Source organism: Caldimonas sp. (genome assembly GCF_046289365.1).
GTDB lineage: Bacteria > Pseudomonadota > Gammaproteobacteria > Burkholderiales > Burkholderiaceae_C > Caldimonas.
In genome coordinates this window covers 1-15,476 of the sequence record NZ_JBKBVU010000068.1, presented here as the reverse complement: position 1 = coordinate 15,476, position 15,476 = coordinate 1, and the positions used below count along the sequence as shown (strand labels likewise).

Here is a 15,476-nt window from a genome sequence, read left to right as displayed (position 1 = left end):
GTGCGCATGCTCTATGCCACCGGCTGGCTGCACAACCATGTGCGCCTGTGGCTGGCCTCCTACGTGGTGCACCTGCGCAAGGTGCACTGGCGTGCCGGGGCCGACTGGCTGTTCGCCCACTTGATCGACGGCGATCTCGCCAGCAACCACCTGAGCTGGCAATGGGTGGCCGGCACCGGCAGCCACAAACCCTACCTCTTCAATGCCGAGAACGTCGCCCGCTACGCGCCGCCGGGCTCGCCCTGGCTCAGCCCGGGCAGCGTCATCGACACGGGCTACGAGGCCCTGGACCGGCTGGCCCGCCAGACGGCGCCGGTTCCCGGCGCGGACGGCGAGGGCGTGGTGGAGCCGCCCTGCCGGACCCAGCCCCCCGACGGTTTCTTCGAGCCCTTGGACCCCGCGCGCGTGCAAGGCCGCACCGTGTGGCTGATGCACCCCTGGGCCCTGGGGCCGGTGCCCGAGGACCTGCCACCCGACACGCTGTGACTGGGCTGGTGGCCGGCCCCGTTCCATGCCCGCTGGCCCTGGAGCGAGCGACGCTGGCGCTTCGCCGGTGAGCGGCTGCGCGCGGCCTGCGAGACCGTGTGGTGGACGGACGCGGCCGAACTGGCCCGGGCGCTGGCCGGGGCCCGCCGGGTGGACGGCTGGGCCGACCCTCACCTGGGCCCCGTGCCCTGGCCGCTGAGGGTGCCGCCCTCGCTGTTCGGCGAGCCGGGACGGCGTTGCCGCTCGTTCTCGCAGTTCCGTCAGCACGTCAGCCTCGGGCTGGAAAGCCTCGACGAGCGGCCCGGCCTGGCCGGGCGCCGGCGCCAGGCCGATCGGTTCTAGGCATCCACCGCGGCGCAGCGCTCGCTCATCTCGGCCTCGATGCGGCGCAGCAGGTCGGCCAGGGTCTTGCCCGGCTCGTCGCGGAAGCGTTCGTTCAGCGCTTCCAAGCGCTCGATGCGATCGATGCGGAAGGTGCGGAAATCCTCGCGCGACTCGCACCAGGCCGTGAGCGTCCACAGCCGGCCCCAGTAGGTGCAGGCCAGCGGACGCACCACACGCTCGCTCGTCTGCTCCTTCAGGTCGCGATAGCGGATGTGCAGCTTGTGGCGCTGCTCGGCGGCATGTTGGGCCGATTCGAGGTGGGCGCGCGTGGTCGCGTCGATGGCCACCTCGGGGGCATACAGCGGCACGCTCTCGGCCGCGGCCCGCTCCAGCCCCGGCAGCACTGCCAGGATCTTGCTCAGCGCGGTCTCGGCGCCACGCGCGAGCTGCGGCCCCATCCAGCCCTGGGCCATGCGCACCGAAGCCACCAGGGCTTGAGCCTCGGTGGCCGTGAACATCAGCGGGGGCAGGTCGAAGCCCGCGCCGAGCCGGTAGCCCACGCCGGCCTCACCCTCGATGGGCACGCCCTGGGCCTGCAGGTCGGCCACGTCACGGTAGATGGTGCGCTCGGACACCTCCAGCCGCTGCGCCAGCCACGCGGCCGTGGACAGGCGGCGAGCGCGGATCAGTTGCACCAGTTCGAACAGACGGTCGGCGCGTCGCATGGCCCCTCCGTTCAGCAGCGGGGCGCCTGGCCCAGATCATCCAGCCGCAGCAGCAGCTCGGTGCGGCGCTCGCGCTGGATCTCGCGCCAGGGGCGGCCTTCCTGGGCCCCCACCAGGGCATAGAGCATGTTCAGACTGGTGCCCGGCCAGGCCGCACGCAGCCGAACGTATAGCTCCACCGCATCGGCGCGGCGCAACTGCTCCGCCGAGGTCACGCCCACCCGGGCCAGGGCCTCGATGCTGCGGGGGCCCAGGCCCTGCAGGCCGTGCAAGGACGATTCGTGCATGACCGGCATCCTACGCCGCGGCGTGCAGGCCGACACGGTTGCCTTCCGGGTCGAACACCTGGGCAATACAGCCGCGCTGGCCCGGCAAGGCCACGCGCGGCACGGCCACCTGGCCCCCCGCGCGTCGGGCACGCGCCAGCGCCGCCTCCACCGTCGGCCGCGCGGCCAGGTAGACCACGGTGCCGACATTGGCCGGCGCAGGGGCTTCTCCGCCCTGGATCAGCCAACCGCCGACCTGGCCTTGGGCATGCGGGAAGATCGCCAGTTCATAGGCGCCCAGGCGTTCGCGCCGCAGGGGCGCCTGGAACAGGGCTTCGTAGAAGGCCTGGGCCCGGGCCATGTCGCGCACCGGGATCTCGAACCAATTCAGCGGGGTGGGGGCAGCGGGTTTTCCATCGTTCCTCCTCGGGCTGCATGAGGCCTGCATGCTGCGCCCAGGCTCCTGACAACGTGGTGGCAGGAAGGCGCAGGCCGGGCCGGCCCGGCGGCCCCTGAAAGATTCCCTTACGCTGTGGCCGTCCCGAGCGTCTAGAGTGAAGGGCCATGCCGATGTCTCCGATCCTGCCCCCGTCGTCGCGATGGCGCCCGCTGCTGGCCGTGGCCGCCGTGCTGGCCGGCTGCGCCGCGCCCGACATCCGCGGTGTCTCCACGTTCCGTGTCCCGCCCGACAAGGTGCCGCCGGTGGGCCAGTGCGCCATCTGGTACCCCGGCATCCCCCCGGCCCACCAGCCGCCCCCCATGTCCTGCAACAAAGCCCATGCCGATGCCGAGAGCTGGGGCGGCGTGGTCATCTGGGCTGAAACGGCCGCCGCACGGCGCAGCGGCGAAGTGGCCTATGTGCGCTACGGCAACCACCGCCTCAATGGCGTGCCGCCCGGGATGCTGCCCCCGCCGGGCCGCTGCCGCCTGTGGCTGCCCGGCCGCCCGGATGGCCAGCAGCCCGCGCCCGGCGACTGCCGCCGCATCGAGGCGCAGCAGCGCACCAGCGGCGGACGGGTGCTTTACATGCCCGGCAGCGATCTTCGCTGAGCCTGCATCGGGTGTCGGATGCGCCCGCGCCAGCCGTCCTTGGGGGAGTTGATGCCCAGTGAGCACCTGCCTTCGCCCCAGCTGTGGTGATGAGGCTGCACCGCGGGTTGCTCCGGGCTTGAGTGAGGCCGTTCATGTGTCGAAATGGCGCAGGTGTGTTCGACAAGCAGGAGGAGCATCGTGCAGACCGCCACCGCCGACAGCCTGTTGCGAGGCTGGCGCGACGACCTGGTGAGCGGCCGGCTCAGCCTGGCGGGCTTTCGCGAAGCCGTGACCGGGCATGTCCTGTCCCACATCCGCTGCAGCGAGGTCAGCATCTGGCGTTTCACCGGCCCGGTGGGCCAGCGCCGCCTGGTGTGCGTGGCGGCCAACAGCCGGGCCGAGGGCTGGCACCGCCGGCCTTACGACGATCTGTACGAGGCCCAGTTTGGCGAGTACTTCGACGAGCTTTCGCGCAAGCGCGTCGTGCGCTCCGACGACGCCTGGGCCGACCCGCGCCTGGCCGGTTTCCGCGACAGCCTCATTGAGCGCGACGTGCGAGCCCTGCTCGACGTGAGCTTTGCCGTCAACGGCCACGTCCACGGCGTGATCTGCTGCGAACAGATGGGCGAGCCCCGCACCTGGACCGCGGCCGAAACCCACTGGCTGCGCCGCTTTGCCACCGCCTTGAGCACCCAGATCGCCCGCGCGCGCGGGGCGGATCAGTGGGAGAAGCCGTTGCCGGTGGAGCTGGGGTGAGGCTTCAATCCGGCGTCACCTTCGCCCGCCGGATCACCTCACCCCACTTGGCGGTTTCATCGGCGATGAATCGCTCGAACGCCTCCGGCGTGCTGCCCACCGGGATGGTGCCCATGCCCTCGAAGCGCTGGCGCAGTTCGTCGGTCTTCACCAGCGAGGCGATCTCGGTGGACACGCGTTGCACGATGTCGCGCGGTATGCCCGCCGGTGCCAGCACGCCGGCCCAGGTGCTGCCGGTGAACTTCGGCAGGCCCTGTTCGATGAAGGTGGGCACGTCCGGCAGGGCGGGCAGGCGCTGGTCGCTGGCCGCGCCGATGAGCCGCACGCGTCCCGAGCGGCCGGGCTGGATGAGGCCTGAGGCCGCATCGAAGAAGAGCTGGATCTGACCACCGATCAGGTCGGTGAGTGCCGCCGCAGCGCCGCGGTAGGGGATGTGCACCATGTAGGTTCCCGTCTGCGCCTTCAGCAGTTCGGTGGTCAGGTGCGCGGCCGAGCCATTGCCCGAGGAACCGAAGCTGATCTTGCCGGGGTTGGCTTTGGCGAAGGCCACCAGTTCGGCGGCGGTCTTGTACGGCGCGTCGTTGTTCACCGCGGCGACCAGCGGCGACAGGCCCACGAGGCTCACGCCTGTCAGGTCCTTGCGTGGGTCGTAGGGCAGCTTGGGGTAGAGCGTGGTGTTGGCGGCATAGGCCGCGATCACCATCGCGAAGGTATAGCCGTCGGCGGGCGCCTTCGCCAGCAGGTCCACGCCGATGATGCTGTTGGCCCCGGCCTTGTTGTCCACATTCACCGGTTGCCCCAGCCGCGCCTGCAGGCCCTGGGCAATCAGGCGCGCCGTCACGTCAGTGAAGCCGCCGGGAGGGTAGGGCACGATCAACCGGATGGGCCGGCTGGGCCAGGCGCCCTGCGCCCACGCAGGCACAGCAAGCGCGGCGGCAGCAGCACCGAAGGAACGGACGAACTGGCGGCGGCGAAGCATCGGCAAGTCTCCTGAGGATCGGGTGATGAGACTGCTCTGCGGAACGATATCGTCGATATCGGAACGCGAGCGCTCCACCCGATTCTGCGAAGCCGACCCCAAGGCTTCAATGGCACGTCAGCCCGAATGCGTGATCGCTTTCCCTGAGATTCTGTAGAGCAGAAAAGGCCTGCATCCGCGCTTTGTGCTCGTCGAGAAGGTGCAGGCTCACGGCAGTGGACCAACGCGACACGATGGGACTGGATCACGACAGCGGTATGTTAAGGTAATACCTAGTGATACTTTGCTGAGCGCCTGCCATGCCTGCTGCTGCCGTTCGCCCCGTGGCCATCAAGCTCGATGAGGACATCAAGGCCCGCGTGAAGCGCTTGGCCGAGGCTCGTCATCGCACGTCGCACTGGCTGATGCGTGAGGCGATCACTCAGTATGTCGAACGGGAGGAGCGGCGCGAGGCCTTCCGCCAGGACACGCTCAAGGCCTGGGAAGAGTACCGCACCACCGGGCTGCATGCGCCGGCTGAAGAGGTCGAGGCCTGGCTGGCGAGCTGGGGCACGGACCATGAGTTGCCCGCCCCGACATGCCGCAAGTGAGGTTTGCGCCGGCCGCCATCCGCGACCTGGAACGCCTGCGAGAATTTCTACGGCCCAAGAACCCCGTCGCCGCCCAGCGCGCGGGTGAGGCCATCGTCAAGGCCGTGCGGGTGCTCGGCCTGCAGCCTCAGCTCGGCCGCCCCATCGAAAACCTGCCCGACGAGTTCCGCGAGTGGGTCATCGATTTCGGCGACAGCGGCTATGTGGCCCGCTATTGCATCGAAGCGGATGCCGTCACGATCCTCGCCGTGCGGCATCAGAAAGAGGTGGGCTTCTGAGCGCTTGTTGACACGGATGGCGCCTGGGGAGCAGCTCACTCCAACGTCGCCTGCCTCACCGCATGCTCCCAGCGCGCCATGAGTTCTTCCGCGCGGCTGCGCGGCATGGTGGGCAGGAAGCGGCGGTCCACCTGCCACAGGGCGGCGAGTTCGTCGAGGTTCTTGTAGACGCCGCATTGCAGGCCGGCCAGGTAGGCCGCACCCAGGGCGGTGGTTTCGATGACCTTGGGGCGCACGACGGGGATGCCCAGCAGGTCAGCCTGGAACTGCATCAGCAGGTTGTTGACGCAGGCGCCGCCGTCCACGCGCAACTCGGCCACGGCGCTGGCGCCGCCCGCCTGGGCATCGCGGCTCATGGCCTGCAGCAGGGCGGCACTCTGGAAGGCGATCGATTCCAGGGCGGCGCGGGCGATGTGGGCCGCGGTGCTGCCGCGGGTGAGGCCCACGATGGCGCCGGTGGCCTTGGGTTTCCAGTAGGGCGCGCCCAGGCCGGTGAAGGCGGGCACGAACATCACGCCGCCGGAGTCGGGCACGGTGTCGGCCAGGCTTTCCACTTCACCCGAGGCCTTGATCGCGCGGATGCCGTCGCGCAGCCACTGCACGACGGCGCCGCCGATGAAGACGCTGCCTTCGAGCGCGAACTCCGGCGTGGCCGAGGGCTGCGCGGCGCTGGTGGTGACCAGGCCGTTTTGCGAGAGCTGGAAGCGCTCGCCGGTGTGCATCAGCATGAAGCAGCCGGTGCCGTAGGTGTTCTTCGCCAGCCCCGCCTTGAAGCAGGCCTGGCCGAAGAGGGCGGCCTGCTGGTCGCCCGCGATGCCGGCAATGGCCAGGTGCTTGGGGCCCTGTGGGTCGAGCAGGCCGGGGATGACTTCGCCATAGCGATGGCTGGACGGATGGACCTGCGGCAGCAGCGTGGCCGGGATGTCGAGCGCGCGCAGCAGTTCCTCGTCCCAGCGGTTCTCGCGCACGTTGAAGAGCATGGTGCGCGAGGCATTGCTCACATCGGTGGCATGCACCCGCCCGCCGGTGAGCTGCCACACCAGCCAGCTGTCCACCGTGCCGAAGGCCAGCTCGCCGCGTTGGGCTTTTTCGCGTGCGCCGCTCACGTGATCGAGGATCCACTTGAGCTTGGTGCCCGAGAAGTAGGCGTCGATGCGCAGTCCGGTCTTGGCCTGCACCACGGGTTCCAGGCCGGCGGCGCGCAAGGCCTCGCAGGTGGGCTCGGCGCGGCGGTCCTGCCAGACGATGGCGTTGTAGATGGGCTCGCCGGTGGCGCGGTCCCACACCAGCGTGGTTTCGCGCTGGTTGGTGATGCCCAGCGCGGCGATGGCCTGGGCGCGCGTGCCCGCCTGGGCCAGCACCTCGCGGGCGGTGGCGAGCTGGCTGTCCCAGATCTCGCGCGGGTCGTGTTCGACCCAGCCGGGTTGCGGATAGAGCTGGCGGAACTCGCGCTGGGCCATCGCGACGATCTGGCCGTCGCGGTCGAAGACGATGCTGCGCGAGCTGGAGGTGCCTTGGTCCAGCGCAAGGATGTAGCTCATGGCGTGTCCTCAGGGGCGATGATGCATTGCACGTCGGCCTCGGCCAGCAAGGCCGGGAACGGTTCGGGTGGCGCGGCGTCGGTGAACAGGCGGTCGAGCTCACTCAGATGCCCCAGTTCGACCATCGCGGGCCGGTGGAATTTGCTGTGGTCGGCGGCGAGCCAGATCTCGCGCGAGTGCTCGACGATGGCACGCGAGACCTTCACCTCGCGGTAGTCGTAGTCGCGCAGCGTGCCGTCGGCCTCGATGCCCGAGATGCCGATCAGGCCGATGTCCACGCGGAACTGGCGGATGAAGTCCACCGTGGCCTCGCCGATGATGCCGCGGTCGCGCGAGCGCACCACGCCGCCGGCGACGATGACCTCGCAGTCGGGGTTGTCGCTGAGGATGGCCGCCACGTTGAGGTTGTTGGTGATCACGCGCAGGCCGCGGTGGCGCAGCAGCTCGTGGGCCACCGCTTCGGTGGTGGTGCCGATGTTCAGGATCAGCGAGCAGCCTTCGGGCACGGCCTGGGCCACGGCGCGCGCGATGCGCCGCTTGGCCTGCGCGTTCAGGCTCTGGCGCTGGCGGTAGGCGATGTTCTCCACCGTCGAGCTGGGCACGCGCACGCCGCCGTGGAAGCGCGACACCAACCCGGCCTCGCTGAGCAGCTTCACATCGCGCCGCACGGTCTGCAGCGTCACCCCGAAGCGCTCGGCCAGGGCCTCGACCGACACCGAGCCGAGGCGACGCACCTCGTCCAGCAATTGCGATTGGCGGGGGTTGGGGGTCATCAGCGGTGGGCTCGACATGCCGCGCATTGTCCCGCGTGGGACGGCCGTGGCGCCGCGAACCTTAATCGAACGTAAACGAAAAGAAATGAGGGTTTACCAGGCCTTGTCATCAGGCCGGATTCGGCCTAAAACGAAAAAAGAGGAGCAAAAACGAACATAATCGAACATTAGCGGACGCAGCCGGCGTCCGAGCCCCCTCAGGAGATGCCCTTGGATCGCGTGCCTCACGCCAGTTTCGACCGTTCGGACGTCGCCGCGGCTGCCGCGGCCGGCGGGCCGCCCCTGTCGTGCGATGTGCTCGTCGTGGGCGGCGGCATCAACGGGGCCGGCATCGCGCGCGACCTGGCCGGCCGCGGTCTGAAGGTAGTGCTGTGCGAGAAGGACGACCTGGCCTCGCACACCTCCTCGTCCTCGACCAAGCTGATCCACGGCGGGCTGCGCTACCTCGAGTACTACGAGTTCTCGCTGGTGCGCAAGGCGCTGCAGGAGCGCGAGGTGCTGCTCAAGAGCGCCCCGCACATCATGTGGCCGCTGCGCTTCGTGATGCCGCATGATCCGGCGATGCGCCCAGTGTGGATGATCCGGGCCGGCCTGTTCCTGTACGACCATCTGGCGCGCCGTGAGGTGCTGCCCGGCTCCGAGACGGTCGATCTGCGCCATCACGTGGCCGGCGCACCGCTCAAGGGCCGCTACACCAAGGGCTTCGTCTACTCCGACGGCTGGGTGGACGACGCCCGGCTCGTGGTGCTCAATGCGCTGGATGCCCAGGCCCATGGCGCAACGATCCTCACGCGCACGCGCTGCACGCAGGCACGCCGTAGCCCCCAGGGCTGGGAGGCCACGCTGCAGCCGGCGCGTGCAGCGGCCCTGCAGGTGCGCGCCCGGGCCCTCGTGAACGCTGCCGGCCCCTGGACCGAGGACTTCCTGCGCCGCGAGGCGGGGCAGCACAACACCAAATCGCTGCGGCTCGTGAAAGGCAGCCACATCGTCGTGAGGAAGATGTTCGACCACCCGATGGCCTACATCTTCCAGAACCCCGACAAACGCATCATCTTCGCCATTCCCTACGAAGGTGAATACACGCTGATCGGCACCACCGATGTGGAGCATCACGGCCCCATCGGCACCGCGCAGATCGACGAGAGCGAGATCGCCTACCTGTGTGAGCAGGCCAGCCGCTATTTCGCCAAGCCCGTTACCCCCGCGGACGTGGTGTGGACCTATGCCGGTGTGCGCCCGCTGCTCGACGATGCCTCGGGCGACCCCTCGGCCGTCACGCGCGACTACCTGCTGGAACTGGACACGGCCCAGGCGCCGCTGCTGTCGGTGTGGGGCGGCAAGATCACGACCTTCCGCAAGCTGGCCGAGGAGGCGGCCGACCTGCTCGGCCCACCGCTGTCGCATGCCCCCAGGGGGTGGACCGAGGGCCGCCACCTGCCCGGTGGCGACCTCAGCGCCTACATCGGCGCGCCCCAGCGCCCGGACATCGACTTCGAGCGCTTCGATCAGGCGCTGGCCCTGCAACACCCCTGGCTGCCCGCCGCGGTGCGCCGCCGCCTGGCACGCGCCTATGGGGCGCGCATCGGCCTGGTGCTGGGCCGTGCTGCGCGCCTGGACGACCTGGGCCGGGAGATCGCGCCCGGCCTGTACGAGGCCGAACTGCACTACCTGTGCCGCCACGAGTGGGCCACCGGTGCCGACGACGTGCTGTGGCGCCGCAGCAAGCTGGGCCTGCACTACAGCGAGGCCCAGCGCGAGGCTGTGGCGCAATGGTTTGCGGTCCATGCCGCCCCCACGGCCGGGGAGCCGGCCGTGGCGGGCTAGGGGCCGCCGCAACGAGGACCCGCCGAACACGATGGAGACGACATGCAGTTGATGCTTGAAGGCATCGAGAAGCAGGTGGGTGGACACACCCACCTCTACCCCCTGAACCTGAGCCTGGTGCCCGGGGCCGTGACGGTGCTGCTGGGCGCCACGCAGGCCGGCAAGACCTCGTTGATGCGCCTGATGGCCGGGCTCGACGCCCCCACGCGCGGTCGGGTGAGGGTCGATGGTCAGGACGTGACGGGGCTGGGCGTGCGCCAGCGCAACGTGGCGATGGTCTACCAGCAGTTCATCAACTACCCCTCGATGACGGTGCGCGACAACATCGCCTCGCCGCTGAAGCTGCGCGGCGAGAAGGACATCGAGGCCCGTGTGCAGGCCCTGGCTGCGAAGCTGCACATCGAGCCCTTCCTGCAGCGATTGCCGGCCGAACTCTCGGGCGGCCAGCAGCAGCGCGTTGCCCTGGCCCGTGCGCTGGCCAAGCAGGCGCCGCTGATGCTGTTGGATGAGCCGCTGGTGAACCTGGATTACAAGCTGCGCGAGGAGCTGCGCGAGGAGCTCACCCAGCTCTTTGCCGCGGGGGATTCCACGGTGGTGTACGCCACCACCGAGCCCACCGAGGCCCTGCTGCTGGGCGGCTACACCGCCGTGATGGATGCCGGCGAGCTGCTGCAGTACGGGCCCACGGCCGAGGTCTTTCACCGTCCGCAGTCCATCCGTGTGGCGCGTGCCTTCAGCGACCCGCCGATGAACCTGCTGCCGGGGCAGGCCGCCACGCTGGGCGTTGAGCTCCCGGGCAACGTCCAGGTGGCCGTGCCGTTGCCCTCGAACGGCTCGCGCCGTGTGACCCTGGGCGTGCGCGCCAGCGCCTTGCGCGTGCAGCGTCGAGACGGCGACGTGGCCCTGCCCGGCACGGTGGAACTCGCCGAGATCTCGGGCAGCGACACCTTCGTGCACGTGGACACACCCGTGGGCGAGGTGGTGGCCCAGCTCACCGGCGTGCACTACTTCGACCTGGGCGCCTCGATCACGCTCTACCTGCACCCCTCGCAGGTCTATGTCTTCAACGAGGCCGGCGTGCTGCTCGTGGCGCCCGAACGCCTGACGCGGAGGGATGCCTGATGGCCCGCATCGATCTCGACCTGGCGCATGCCTACAAGCCCCACCCGACCCAGGACAGCGACTACGCGCTGCTGCCGCTGAAGATGAGCTTTCGCGATGGCGGTGCCTACGCGTTGCTGGGCCCCTCGGGCTGCGGCAAGACCACCATGCTCAACATCATCTCGGGCCTGGTCACGCCCTCGCAGGGCACCGTGATGTTCGACGGACGGGATGTCACCCGCCAAAGCCCGCAGGAGCGCAACATCGCCCAGGTCTTCCAGTTCCCGGTCATCTACGACACGATGACCGTGGCCGAGAACCTGGCGTTCCCCTTGCGCAACCGTGGCATCCGCCCCGATCGGATCCGGCAGCGTGTGGGCGCGATTGCCGAGATGCTCGAGATGAGCGGCCAGCTCCACCAGCGTGCAGCGAACCTCAGCGCCGACGCCAAGCAGAAGATCTCGCTGGGCCGTGGCCTGGTGCGCGAGGATGTCTCGGCCGTGCTCTTCGACGAGCCCCTCACGGTGATCGATCCGCACCTGAAGTGGCAACTGCGGCGCAAGCTCAAGCAGATCCATCACGAACTCAAGCTCACGCTCATCTATGTCACTCACGACCAGGTCGAAGCGCTGACCTTCGCCGACGAGGTGGTGGTGATGACGCGCGGCCGCGCCGTACAGGTGGGCACCGCCGACCAGCTCTTCGAACGGCCCCGGCACACCTTCGTCGGGCACTTCATCGGCTCGCCGGGCATGAACTTCCTGCAGGCCCGCTATGCCGAGGGGCAGTTGCTGGTGGGCGGTTGCCGGCTCGCGCTCCCCCAGGACAAGGCTGAAGTCCTGCGTCAGGCCGGTGAGTTCGTGCTCGGGGTGCGACCGGAATATGTGGAGCCCGCCCCCGAGGGCCACCCCGAGGCCGTGGCGGTGCGCATCGAGCAGGTGCAAGACATTGGCACCTACTGGATGCTCACGAGCCGGGTGGGCCAGGCCGTCCTGAGGGCGCGGCTCAGTCCCGAGGCCCGGGTGCCTGCGCCTGGGCAGACGATGTGGCTGCGCTTGGTGGGACCGCACACTTGCTACTACAAGAACGAGGAGTTGCTGGCATGAACGACGAGCTCAAGCCGGTCAATCAGAAGGCCTGGCTGCTGGTGCTGCCGGTCTTCATCTGCGTGGCCTTCTCGGCCATCCTGCCGCTCATGACGGTGGTGAACTACTCGGTGCAGGACATCATCTCGCCCGAGCGGCGCGTCTTTGTGGGCACCGAGTGGTTCGCGATGGTGATGCGCGACGAGGAGCTGCACGGCGCGCTGCTGCGCCAGCTCGGCTTCTCACTGGCTGTGCTGGCGGTCGAGATCCCGCTGGGCATCGCGCTTGCGCTGTCCATGCCGGCGCAGGGCTGGAAGGCCTCGGTCGTGCTGGTCATCGTGGCGCTGTCGCTGCTCATCCCCTGGAACGTGGTCGGCACGATCTGGCAGATCTACGGCCGCACCGACATCGGTCTGCTGGGTGCGGCGCTGCAGTGGTTGGGCTTCGACTACAACTACACGGGCGATGCCACCGATGCTTGGCTGACCGTGCTGGTGATGGACGTGTGGCACTGGACGCCGCTGGTGGCGCTGCTGTGCTATGCCGGCCTGCGCAGCATCCCGGATGCGTACTATCAGGCCGCCCGCATCGACGGGGCGAGCAAGTTCGCCGTCTTCCGCTACATCCAGCTGCCCAAGCTGCGCGGCGTGCTGATGATCGCGGTGCTGCTGCGCTTCATGGACAGCTTCATGATCTACACCGAGCCCTTCGTGCTCACCGGTGGCGGCCCGGGCAACGCCACCACCTTCCTGTCGCAGTACCTCACCCAAAAGGCCGTGGGTCAGTTCGACCTCGGTCCGGCAGCGGCCTTCTCGCTGATCTACTTCCTCATCATCTTGCTGCTGTGCTTCATCCTCTACAACTGGATGCAGCGCGTGGGCACCACGCCGAAGGAGGGCGGGCAATGAACCCGACCGGACGTTTCCAGAAGCGAACGCTCTTTCTGATCGCCTACCTGGTCTTTGCCATCCTGCCCATCTACTGGATGGTCAACATGAGCTTCAAGACCAACAATGAGATCTTGTCGAGCTTCACCTTCTGGCCGCAGGACTTCACCTGGGACAACTACCGCACGATCTTCACCGACCCGTCGTGGTATTCGGGCTACATCAACAGCCTCATCTACGTGGTGATCAACACGGTGATCTCGGTCACCGTGGCGCTGCCGGCGGCCTATGCGTTCTCGCGCTACCGCTTCCTGGGCGACAAGCATGTCTTCTTCTGGCTGCTGACCAACCGGATGACGCCACCGGCGGTGTTCCTGCTGCCCTTCTTCCAGCTCTACACGACCTTGGGGCTGATGGACACCCACTGGGCGGTGGCCTTGGCACACCTGGTGTTCAACGTGCCGCTGGCTGTGTGGATCCTGGAGGGCTTCATGAGCGGCGTGCCGCGGGAGATCGACGAGACGGCTTACATCGACGGTTACAGCTTCCCGCGCTTTTTCCTCACGATCTTCCTGCCGCTCATCAAGGCCGGGGTGGGCGTGGCGGCCTTCTTCTGCTTCATGTTCAGTTGGGTGGAGCTGCTGCTGGCGCGCACGTTGACCAGCGTGAACGCCAAGCCCATCGTGGCCACGATGACGCGTACCGTCAGCGCCTCGGGCATGGACTGGGCCGTGCTTGCGGCTGCCGGGGTGCTCACCATCGTGCCCGGGGCCATCGTGATCTGGTTCGTGCGCCACTACATCGCCAAGGGCTTTGCCATGGGGAGGGTGTGAGATGTTTGCCTGGATGGTCTGGACCACCCCGGTGGCCGTGTTCTTCATCTGCATCGTGCTGATGCTGATCGGCATGACGATCTGGGAGCTCAAGTCGCCCACGGTCATGCGCAAGGGCTTCCTGCCGATGCCCACCACACGCGGGGACCGGCTGTTCGTCGGATTGCTCTGCGCCGCCTACGTGAACCTGGCCTGGGTGGGGCTGGGTGAGAGCTTCGTCGAGTGGTTCTCGCTCGACGAGCCGCCTTCCGTGTGGATCAGTTTCGTGATGTCGATGGCCCTGCTGGTGCTGATCATGCGCAAGGGCTGAGGCACTGCCTGTTTTTGCGGATCCCGCCCGCCTCGCCCCCCGGGCCGGGATTCCAGACGAACGAGGGGCGCGCTCATGAGGAGACCCGAGATGAAAATGCATATGAAGGCGATCGCATTCGCCGCGATGGCCTTGACGATCGGCCAGGCCGCCTGGGCCGGCGAGGCCGAGGCCAAGCGCTGGATCGACACCGAGTTCCAGCCCTCCACGCTGAACAAGGATCAGCAGATGGCCGAGATGAAATGGTTCATCGAAGCGGCCAAGAAGCTGCAGGCCAAGGGGGTGAAGGAGATCTCGGTGGTGTCCGAGACGATCACCACCCACGAGTACGAATCCAAGACGCTGGCCAAGGCCTTCGAAGAGATCACCGGCATCAAGGTCAAGCACGACCTCATCCAGGAAGGCGACGTGGTCGAGAAGCTGCAGACCTCGATGCAGTCGGGCAAGTCCATCTACGACGGCTGGATCTCCGACTCCGACCTGATCGGCACGCATTGGCGCTACGGCCAGATCATGAACCTGACCGACTACATGGCCGGCGCCGGCAAGGAATGGACCAACCCGGGGCTCGACCTCAAGGACTTCATCGGCCTGAGCTTCACCACCGCACCAGACGGCAAGGTCTATCAGTTGCCCGACCAGCAGTTCGCCAACCTGTACTGGTTCCGTGCCGACCTCTTCGAGCGCAAGGACTTGAAAGAGCGCTTCAAGGCCAAGTACGGCTACGACCTGGGCGTGCCGCTGAACTGGAGTGCCTACGAGGACATCGCCGAGTTCTTCACCAACGACGTGAAGACCATCGACGGCAAGCCCATCTACGGCCACATGGATTACGGCAAGAAGGACCCCAGCTTGGGCTGGCGCTTCACCGATGCCTGGCTGTCCATGGCCGGCACTGCCGACATCGGCATTCCCAACGGCAAGCCGGTGGACGAATGGGGCATCCGCACCACGCCCGACGGCTGCCACCCGGTGGGGGCCTCGGTGGCGCGCGGCGGGGCCACCAACTCGCCCGCGGCCGTCTACGCGCTCACCAAGTACGTGGACTGGATGAAGAAGTACGCGCCCAAGGAAGCCACGGGCATGACCTTCAGCGAGGCCGGCCCGGTGCCGGCCCAGGGCCAGATCGCGCAGCAGATCTTCTGGTACACGGCCTTCACCGCCGACATGACCAAGCCGGGCCTGCCGGTGGTCAATGCCGACGGCACGCCCAAGTGGCGCATGGCGCCCGGCCCCAACGGCCCCTACTGGAAGCAGGGCATGCAAAACGGCTACCAGGACGTGGGCTCCTGGACCTTCTTCGCCAAGCATGACCCGAACCGCACCGCCGCGGCCTGGCTGTACGCCCAGTTCGTGACCTCCAAGACCGTGTCGCTGAAGAAGAGCCACGTGGGTCTCACCTTCATTCGTGAAAGCGACATCTGGGACAAGAGCTTCACCGAGCGCGCCTCGAAGCTCGGCGGTCTCGTCGAGTTCTACCGCTCGCCCGCTCGCGTGCAATGGACCCCGACCGGCAACAACGTGCCGGATTATCCGAAGCTCGCGCAGCTCTGGTGGCAGAACATCGGCGATGCGGCTTCCGGCGCCAAGACTCCGCAGCAGGCGATGGACTCTCTCGCCGCGGCCCAGGACGAGGTGCTCGGCCGTCTCGAGCGTGCCAACGTGCAGGGTGAGTGCGGGCCGAAG

19 protein-coding genes are annotated in these 15,476 nt (G+C 68.1%); 13 read left to right on the top strand and 6 right to left on the bottom strand.

Annotated features, from left to right (window positions below; genetic code table 11):
• On the top strand, positions 1–486 hold a 486-nt coding region (locus tag ACK42S_RS08910), incomplete at its 5' end, for an FAD-binding domain-containing protein (protein WP_409705858.1).
• Positions 487–582: 96 nt separating this feature from the next.
• Positions 583–828 carry a hypothetical protein gene (locus ACK42S_RS08905; RefSeq protein WP_409705855.1) on the top strand — a complete coding sequence of 82 codons (246 nt, stop codon included), beginning with the start codon at positions 583–585 and terminating at the stop codon, positions 826–828.
• Here the strand turns inward: ACK42S_RS08905 and ACK42S_RS08900 are convergent.
• From ACK42S_RS08900 to ACK42S_RS08890, 3 genes are read right to left on the bottom strand one after another with little or no spacing between them, the layout of a single operon-like run.
• Positions 825–1,535 (bottom strand): helix-turn-helix transcriptional regulator, encoded by a 711-nt coding sequence (locus tag ACK42S_RS08900; RefSeq protein WP_409705852.1) that lies wholly within the window; start codon positions 1,533–1,535, stop codon positions 825–827. The genes ACK42S_RS08905 and ACK42S_RS08900 overlap by 4 nt on opposite strands.
• Positions 1,536–1,546: 11 nt before the next feature.
• Positions 1,547–1,822, bottom strand: a complete 276-nt coding sequence (locus ACK42S_RS08895; RefSeq protein WP_409705849.1) for a TfoX/Sxy family DNA transformation protein — start codon at positions 1,820–1,822, stop codon at positions 1,547–1,549.
• Positions 1,823–1,832: 10 nt separating this feature from the next.
• Positions 1,833–2,249, bottom strand: coding sequence for a VOC family protein (locus ACK42S_RS08890; RefSeq protein ID WP_409705845.1), 417 nt, complete (start codon positions 2,247–2,249; stop codon positions 1,833–1,835).
• A gap of 122 nt (positions 2,250–2,371) precedes the next feature.
• On the opposite strand from ACK42S_RS08890, the gene ACK42S_RS08885 reads away from it, so the two are divergent.
• The gene (locus ACK42S_RS08885; protein ID WP_409705842.1) at positions 2,372–2,851 is read left to right on the top strand and encodes a hypothetical protein; all 480 of its coding nucleotides are present in this window, start codon (positions 2,372–2,374) and stop codon (positions 2,849–2,851) included.
• 180 nt (positions 2,852–3,031) lie between these two features.
• Positions 3,032–3,589, top strand: coding sequence for a GAF domain-containing protein (locus ACK42S_RS08880; RefSeq protein WP_409705839.1), 558 nt, complete (start codon positions 3,032–3,034; stop codon positions 3,587–3,589).
• A gap of 4 nt (positions 3,590–3,593) precedes the next feature.
• Here ACK42S_RS08880 and ACK42S_RS08875 read toward each other — a convergent pair whose 3' ends face one another.
• The gene (locus ACK42S_RS08875; protein ID WP_409705836.1) at positions 3,594–4,574 is read right to left on the bottom strand and encodes a tripartite tricarboxylate transporter substrate binding protein; all 981 of its coding nucleotides are present in this window, start codon (positions 4,572–4,574) and stop codon (positions 3,594–3,596) included.
• 293 nt (positions 4,575–4,867) lie between these two features.
• Here ACK42S_RS08875 and ACK42S_RS08870 point away from each other — a divergent pair, with 293 nt between their 5' ends.
• A complete protein-coding gene (locus ACK42S_RS08870; RefSeq protein WP_409705833.1) occupies positions 4,868–5,158 on the top strand; it encodes a CopG family ribbon-helix-helix protein in 291 nt (96 codons plus the stop codon).
• Positions 5,146–5,436, top strand: a complete 291-nt coding sequence (locus ACK42S_RS08865) for a type II toxin-antitoxin system RelE/ParE family toxin (protein WP_409705830.1) — start codon at positions 5,146–5,148, stop codon at positions 5,434–5,436. The genes ACK42S_RS08870 and ACK42S_RS08865 overlap by 13 nt, the downstream gene beginning before the upstream one ends.
• Before the next feature lie 35 nt (positions 5,437–5,471).
• Here the strand turns inward: ACK42S_RS08865 and glpK are convergent, their stop codons facing one another.
• Together glpK and ACK42S_RS08855 are read right to left on the bottom strand one after the other, a co-directional pair.
• Positions 5,472–6,977 carry a glycerol kinase GlpK gene (gene glpK / locus ACK42S_RS08860; protein ID WP_409705827.1) on the bottom strand — a complete coding sequence of 502 codons (1,506 nt, stop codon included), beginning with the start codon at positions 6,975–6,977 and terminating at the stop codon, positions 5,472–5,474.
• The gene (locus ACK42S_RS08855; protein WP_409705861.1) at positions 6,974–7,750 is read right to left on the bottom strand and encodes a DeoR/GlpR family DNA-binding transcription regulator; all 777 of its coding nucleotides are present in this window, start codon (positions 7,748–7,750) and stop codon (positions 6,974–6,976) included. Before ACK42S_RS08855 ends, glpK begins: the two co-directional genes overlap by 4 nt.
• Positions 7,751–7,954: 204 nt before the next feature.
• On the opposite strand from ACK42S_RS08855, the gene glpD reads away from it, so the two are divergent.
• From glpD to ACK42S_RS08820, 7 genes are all read left to right on the top strand, one after another.
• A complete protein-coding gene (glpD, locus tag ACK42S_RS08850; protein WP_409705824.1) occupies positions 7,955–9,574 on the top strand; it encodes a glycerol-3-phosphate dehydrogenase in 1,620 nt (539 codons plus the stop codon).
• 42 nt (positions 9,575–9,616) lie between these two features.
• Positions 9,617–10,696: an ABC transporter ATP-binding protein gene (locus ACK42S_RS08845; protein ID WP_409705821.1), complete on the top strand. Its 1,080-nt coding sequence runs from the start codon at positions 9,617–9,619 to the stop codon at positions 10,694–10,696.
• A complete protein-coding gene (locus ACK42S_RS08840; RefSeq protein WP_409705818.1) occupies positions 10,696–11,781 on the top strand; it encodes an ABC transporter ATP-binding protein in 1,086 nt (361 codons plus the stop codon). The genes ACK42S_RS08845 and ACK42S_RS08840 overlap by 1 nt, the downstream gene beginning before the upstream one ends.
• The gene (locus ACK42S_RS08835) at positions 11,778–12,668 is read left to right on the top strand and encodes a carbohydrate ABC transporter permease (protein WP_409705815.1); all 891 of its coding nucleotides are present in this window, start codon (positions 11,778–11,780) and stop codon (positions 12,666–12,668) included. The genes ACK42S_RS08840 and ACK42S_RS08835 overlap by 4 nt, the downstream gene beginning before the upstream one ends.
• Positions 12,665–13,480: a carbohydrate ABC transporter permease gene (locus tag ACK42S_RS08830; protein ID WP_409705812.1), complete on the top strand. Its 816-nt coding sequence runs from the start codon at positions 12,665–12,667 to the stop codon at positions 13,478–13,480. Before ACK42S_RS08835 ends, ACK42S_RS08830 begins: the two co-directional genes overlap by 4 nt.
• A 1-nt stretch (position 13,481) precedes the next feature.
• Positions 13,482–13,790: a DUF2160 domain-containing protein gene (locus ACK42S_RS08825; protein WP_409705809.1), complete on the top strand. Its 309-nt coding sequence runs from the start codon at positions 13,482–13,484 to the stop codon at positions 13,788–13,790.
• Between the two features lie 90 nt (positions 13,791–13,880).
• A partial coding sequence (locus ACK42S_RS08820) for an ABC transporter substrate-binding protein (protein ID WP_409705806.1) occupies positions 13,881–15,476 on the top strand: 1,596 nt, incomplete at its 3' end.

Bases quoted from the DNA above. Each gene is read 5' to 3' on its own strand.
- ACK42S_RS08830 (WP_409705812.1), top strand. From the start codon at position 12,665: ATGAACCCGACCGGACGTTTCCAGAAGCGAACGCTCTTTCTGATCGCC.
- ACK42S_RS08835 (WP_409705815.1), top strand. From the start codon at position 11,778: ATGAACGACGAGCTCAAGCCGGTCAATCAGAAGGCCTGGCTGCTGGTG.
- ACK42S_RS08840 (WP_409705818.1), top strand. From the start codon at position 10,696: ATGGCCCGCATCGATCTCGACCTGGCGCATGCCTACAAGCCCCACCCG.
- ACK42S_RS08855 (WP_409705861.1), bottom strand. From the start codon at position 7,750: ATGACCCCCAACCCCCGCCAATCGCAATTGCTGGACGAGGTGCGTCGC.
- glpK (WP_409705827.1), bottom strand. From the start codon at position 6,977: ATGAGCTACATCCTTGCGCTGGACCAAGGCACCTCCAGCTCGCGCAGC.
- ACK42S_RS08870 (WP_409705833.1), top strand. From the start codon at position 4,868: ATGCCTGCTGCTGCCGTTCGCCCCGTGGCCATCAAGCTCGATGAGGAC.
- ACK42S_RS08885 (WP_409705842.1), top strand. From the start codon at position 2,372: ATGTCTCCGATCCTGCCCCCGTCGTCGCGATGGCGCCCGCTGCTGGCC.
- glpD (WP_409705824.1), top strand. From the start codon at position 7,955: ATGCCCTTGGATCGCGTGCCTCACGCCAGTTTCGACCGTTCGGACGTC.
- ACK42S_RS08890 (WP_409705845.1), bottom strand. From the start codon at position 2,249: ATGCAGGCCTCATGCAGCCCGAGGAGGAACGATGGAAAACCCGCTGCC.
- ACK42S_RS08900 (WP_409705852.1), bottom strand. From the start codon at position 1,535: ATGCGACGCGCCGACCGTCTGTTCGAACTGGTGCAACTGATCCGCGCT.
- ACK42S_RS08865 (WP_409705830.1), top strand. From the start codon at position 5,146: ATGCCGCAAGTGAGGTTTGCGCCGGCCGCCATCCGCGACCTGGAACGC.
- ACK42S_RS08825 (WP_409705809.1), top strand. From the start codon at position 13,482: ATGTTTGCCTGGATGGTCTGGACCACCCCGGTGGCCGTGTTCTTCATC.
- ACK42S_RS08845 (WP_409705821.1), top strand. From the start codon at position 9,617: ATGCAGTTGATGCTTGAAGGCATCGAGAAGCAGGTGGGTGGACACACC.
- ACK42S_RS08895 (WP_409705849.1), bottom strand. From the start codon at position 1,822: ATGCACGAATCGTCCTTGCACGGCCTGCAGGGCCTGGGCCCCCGCAGC.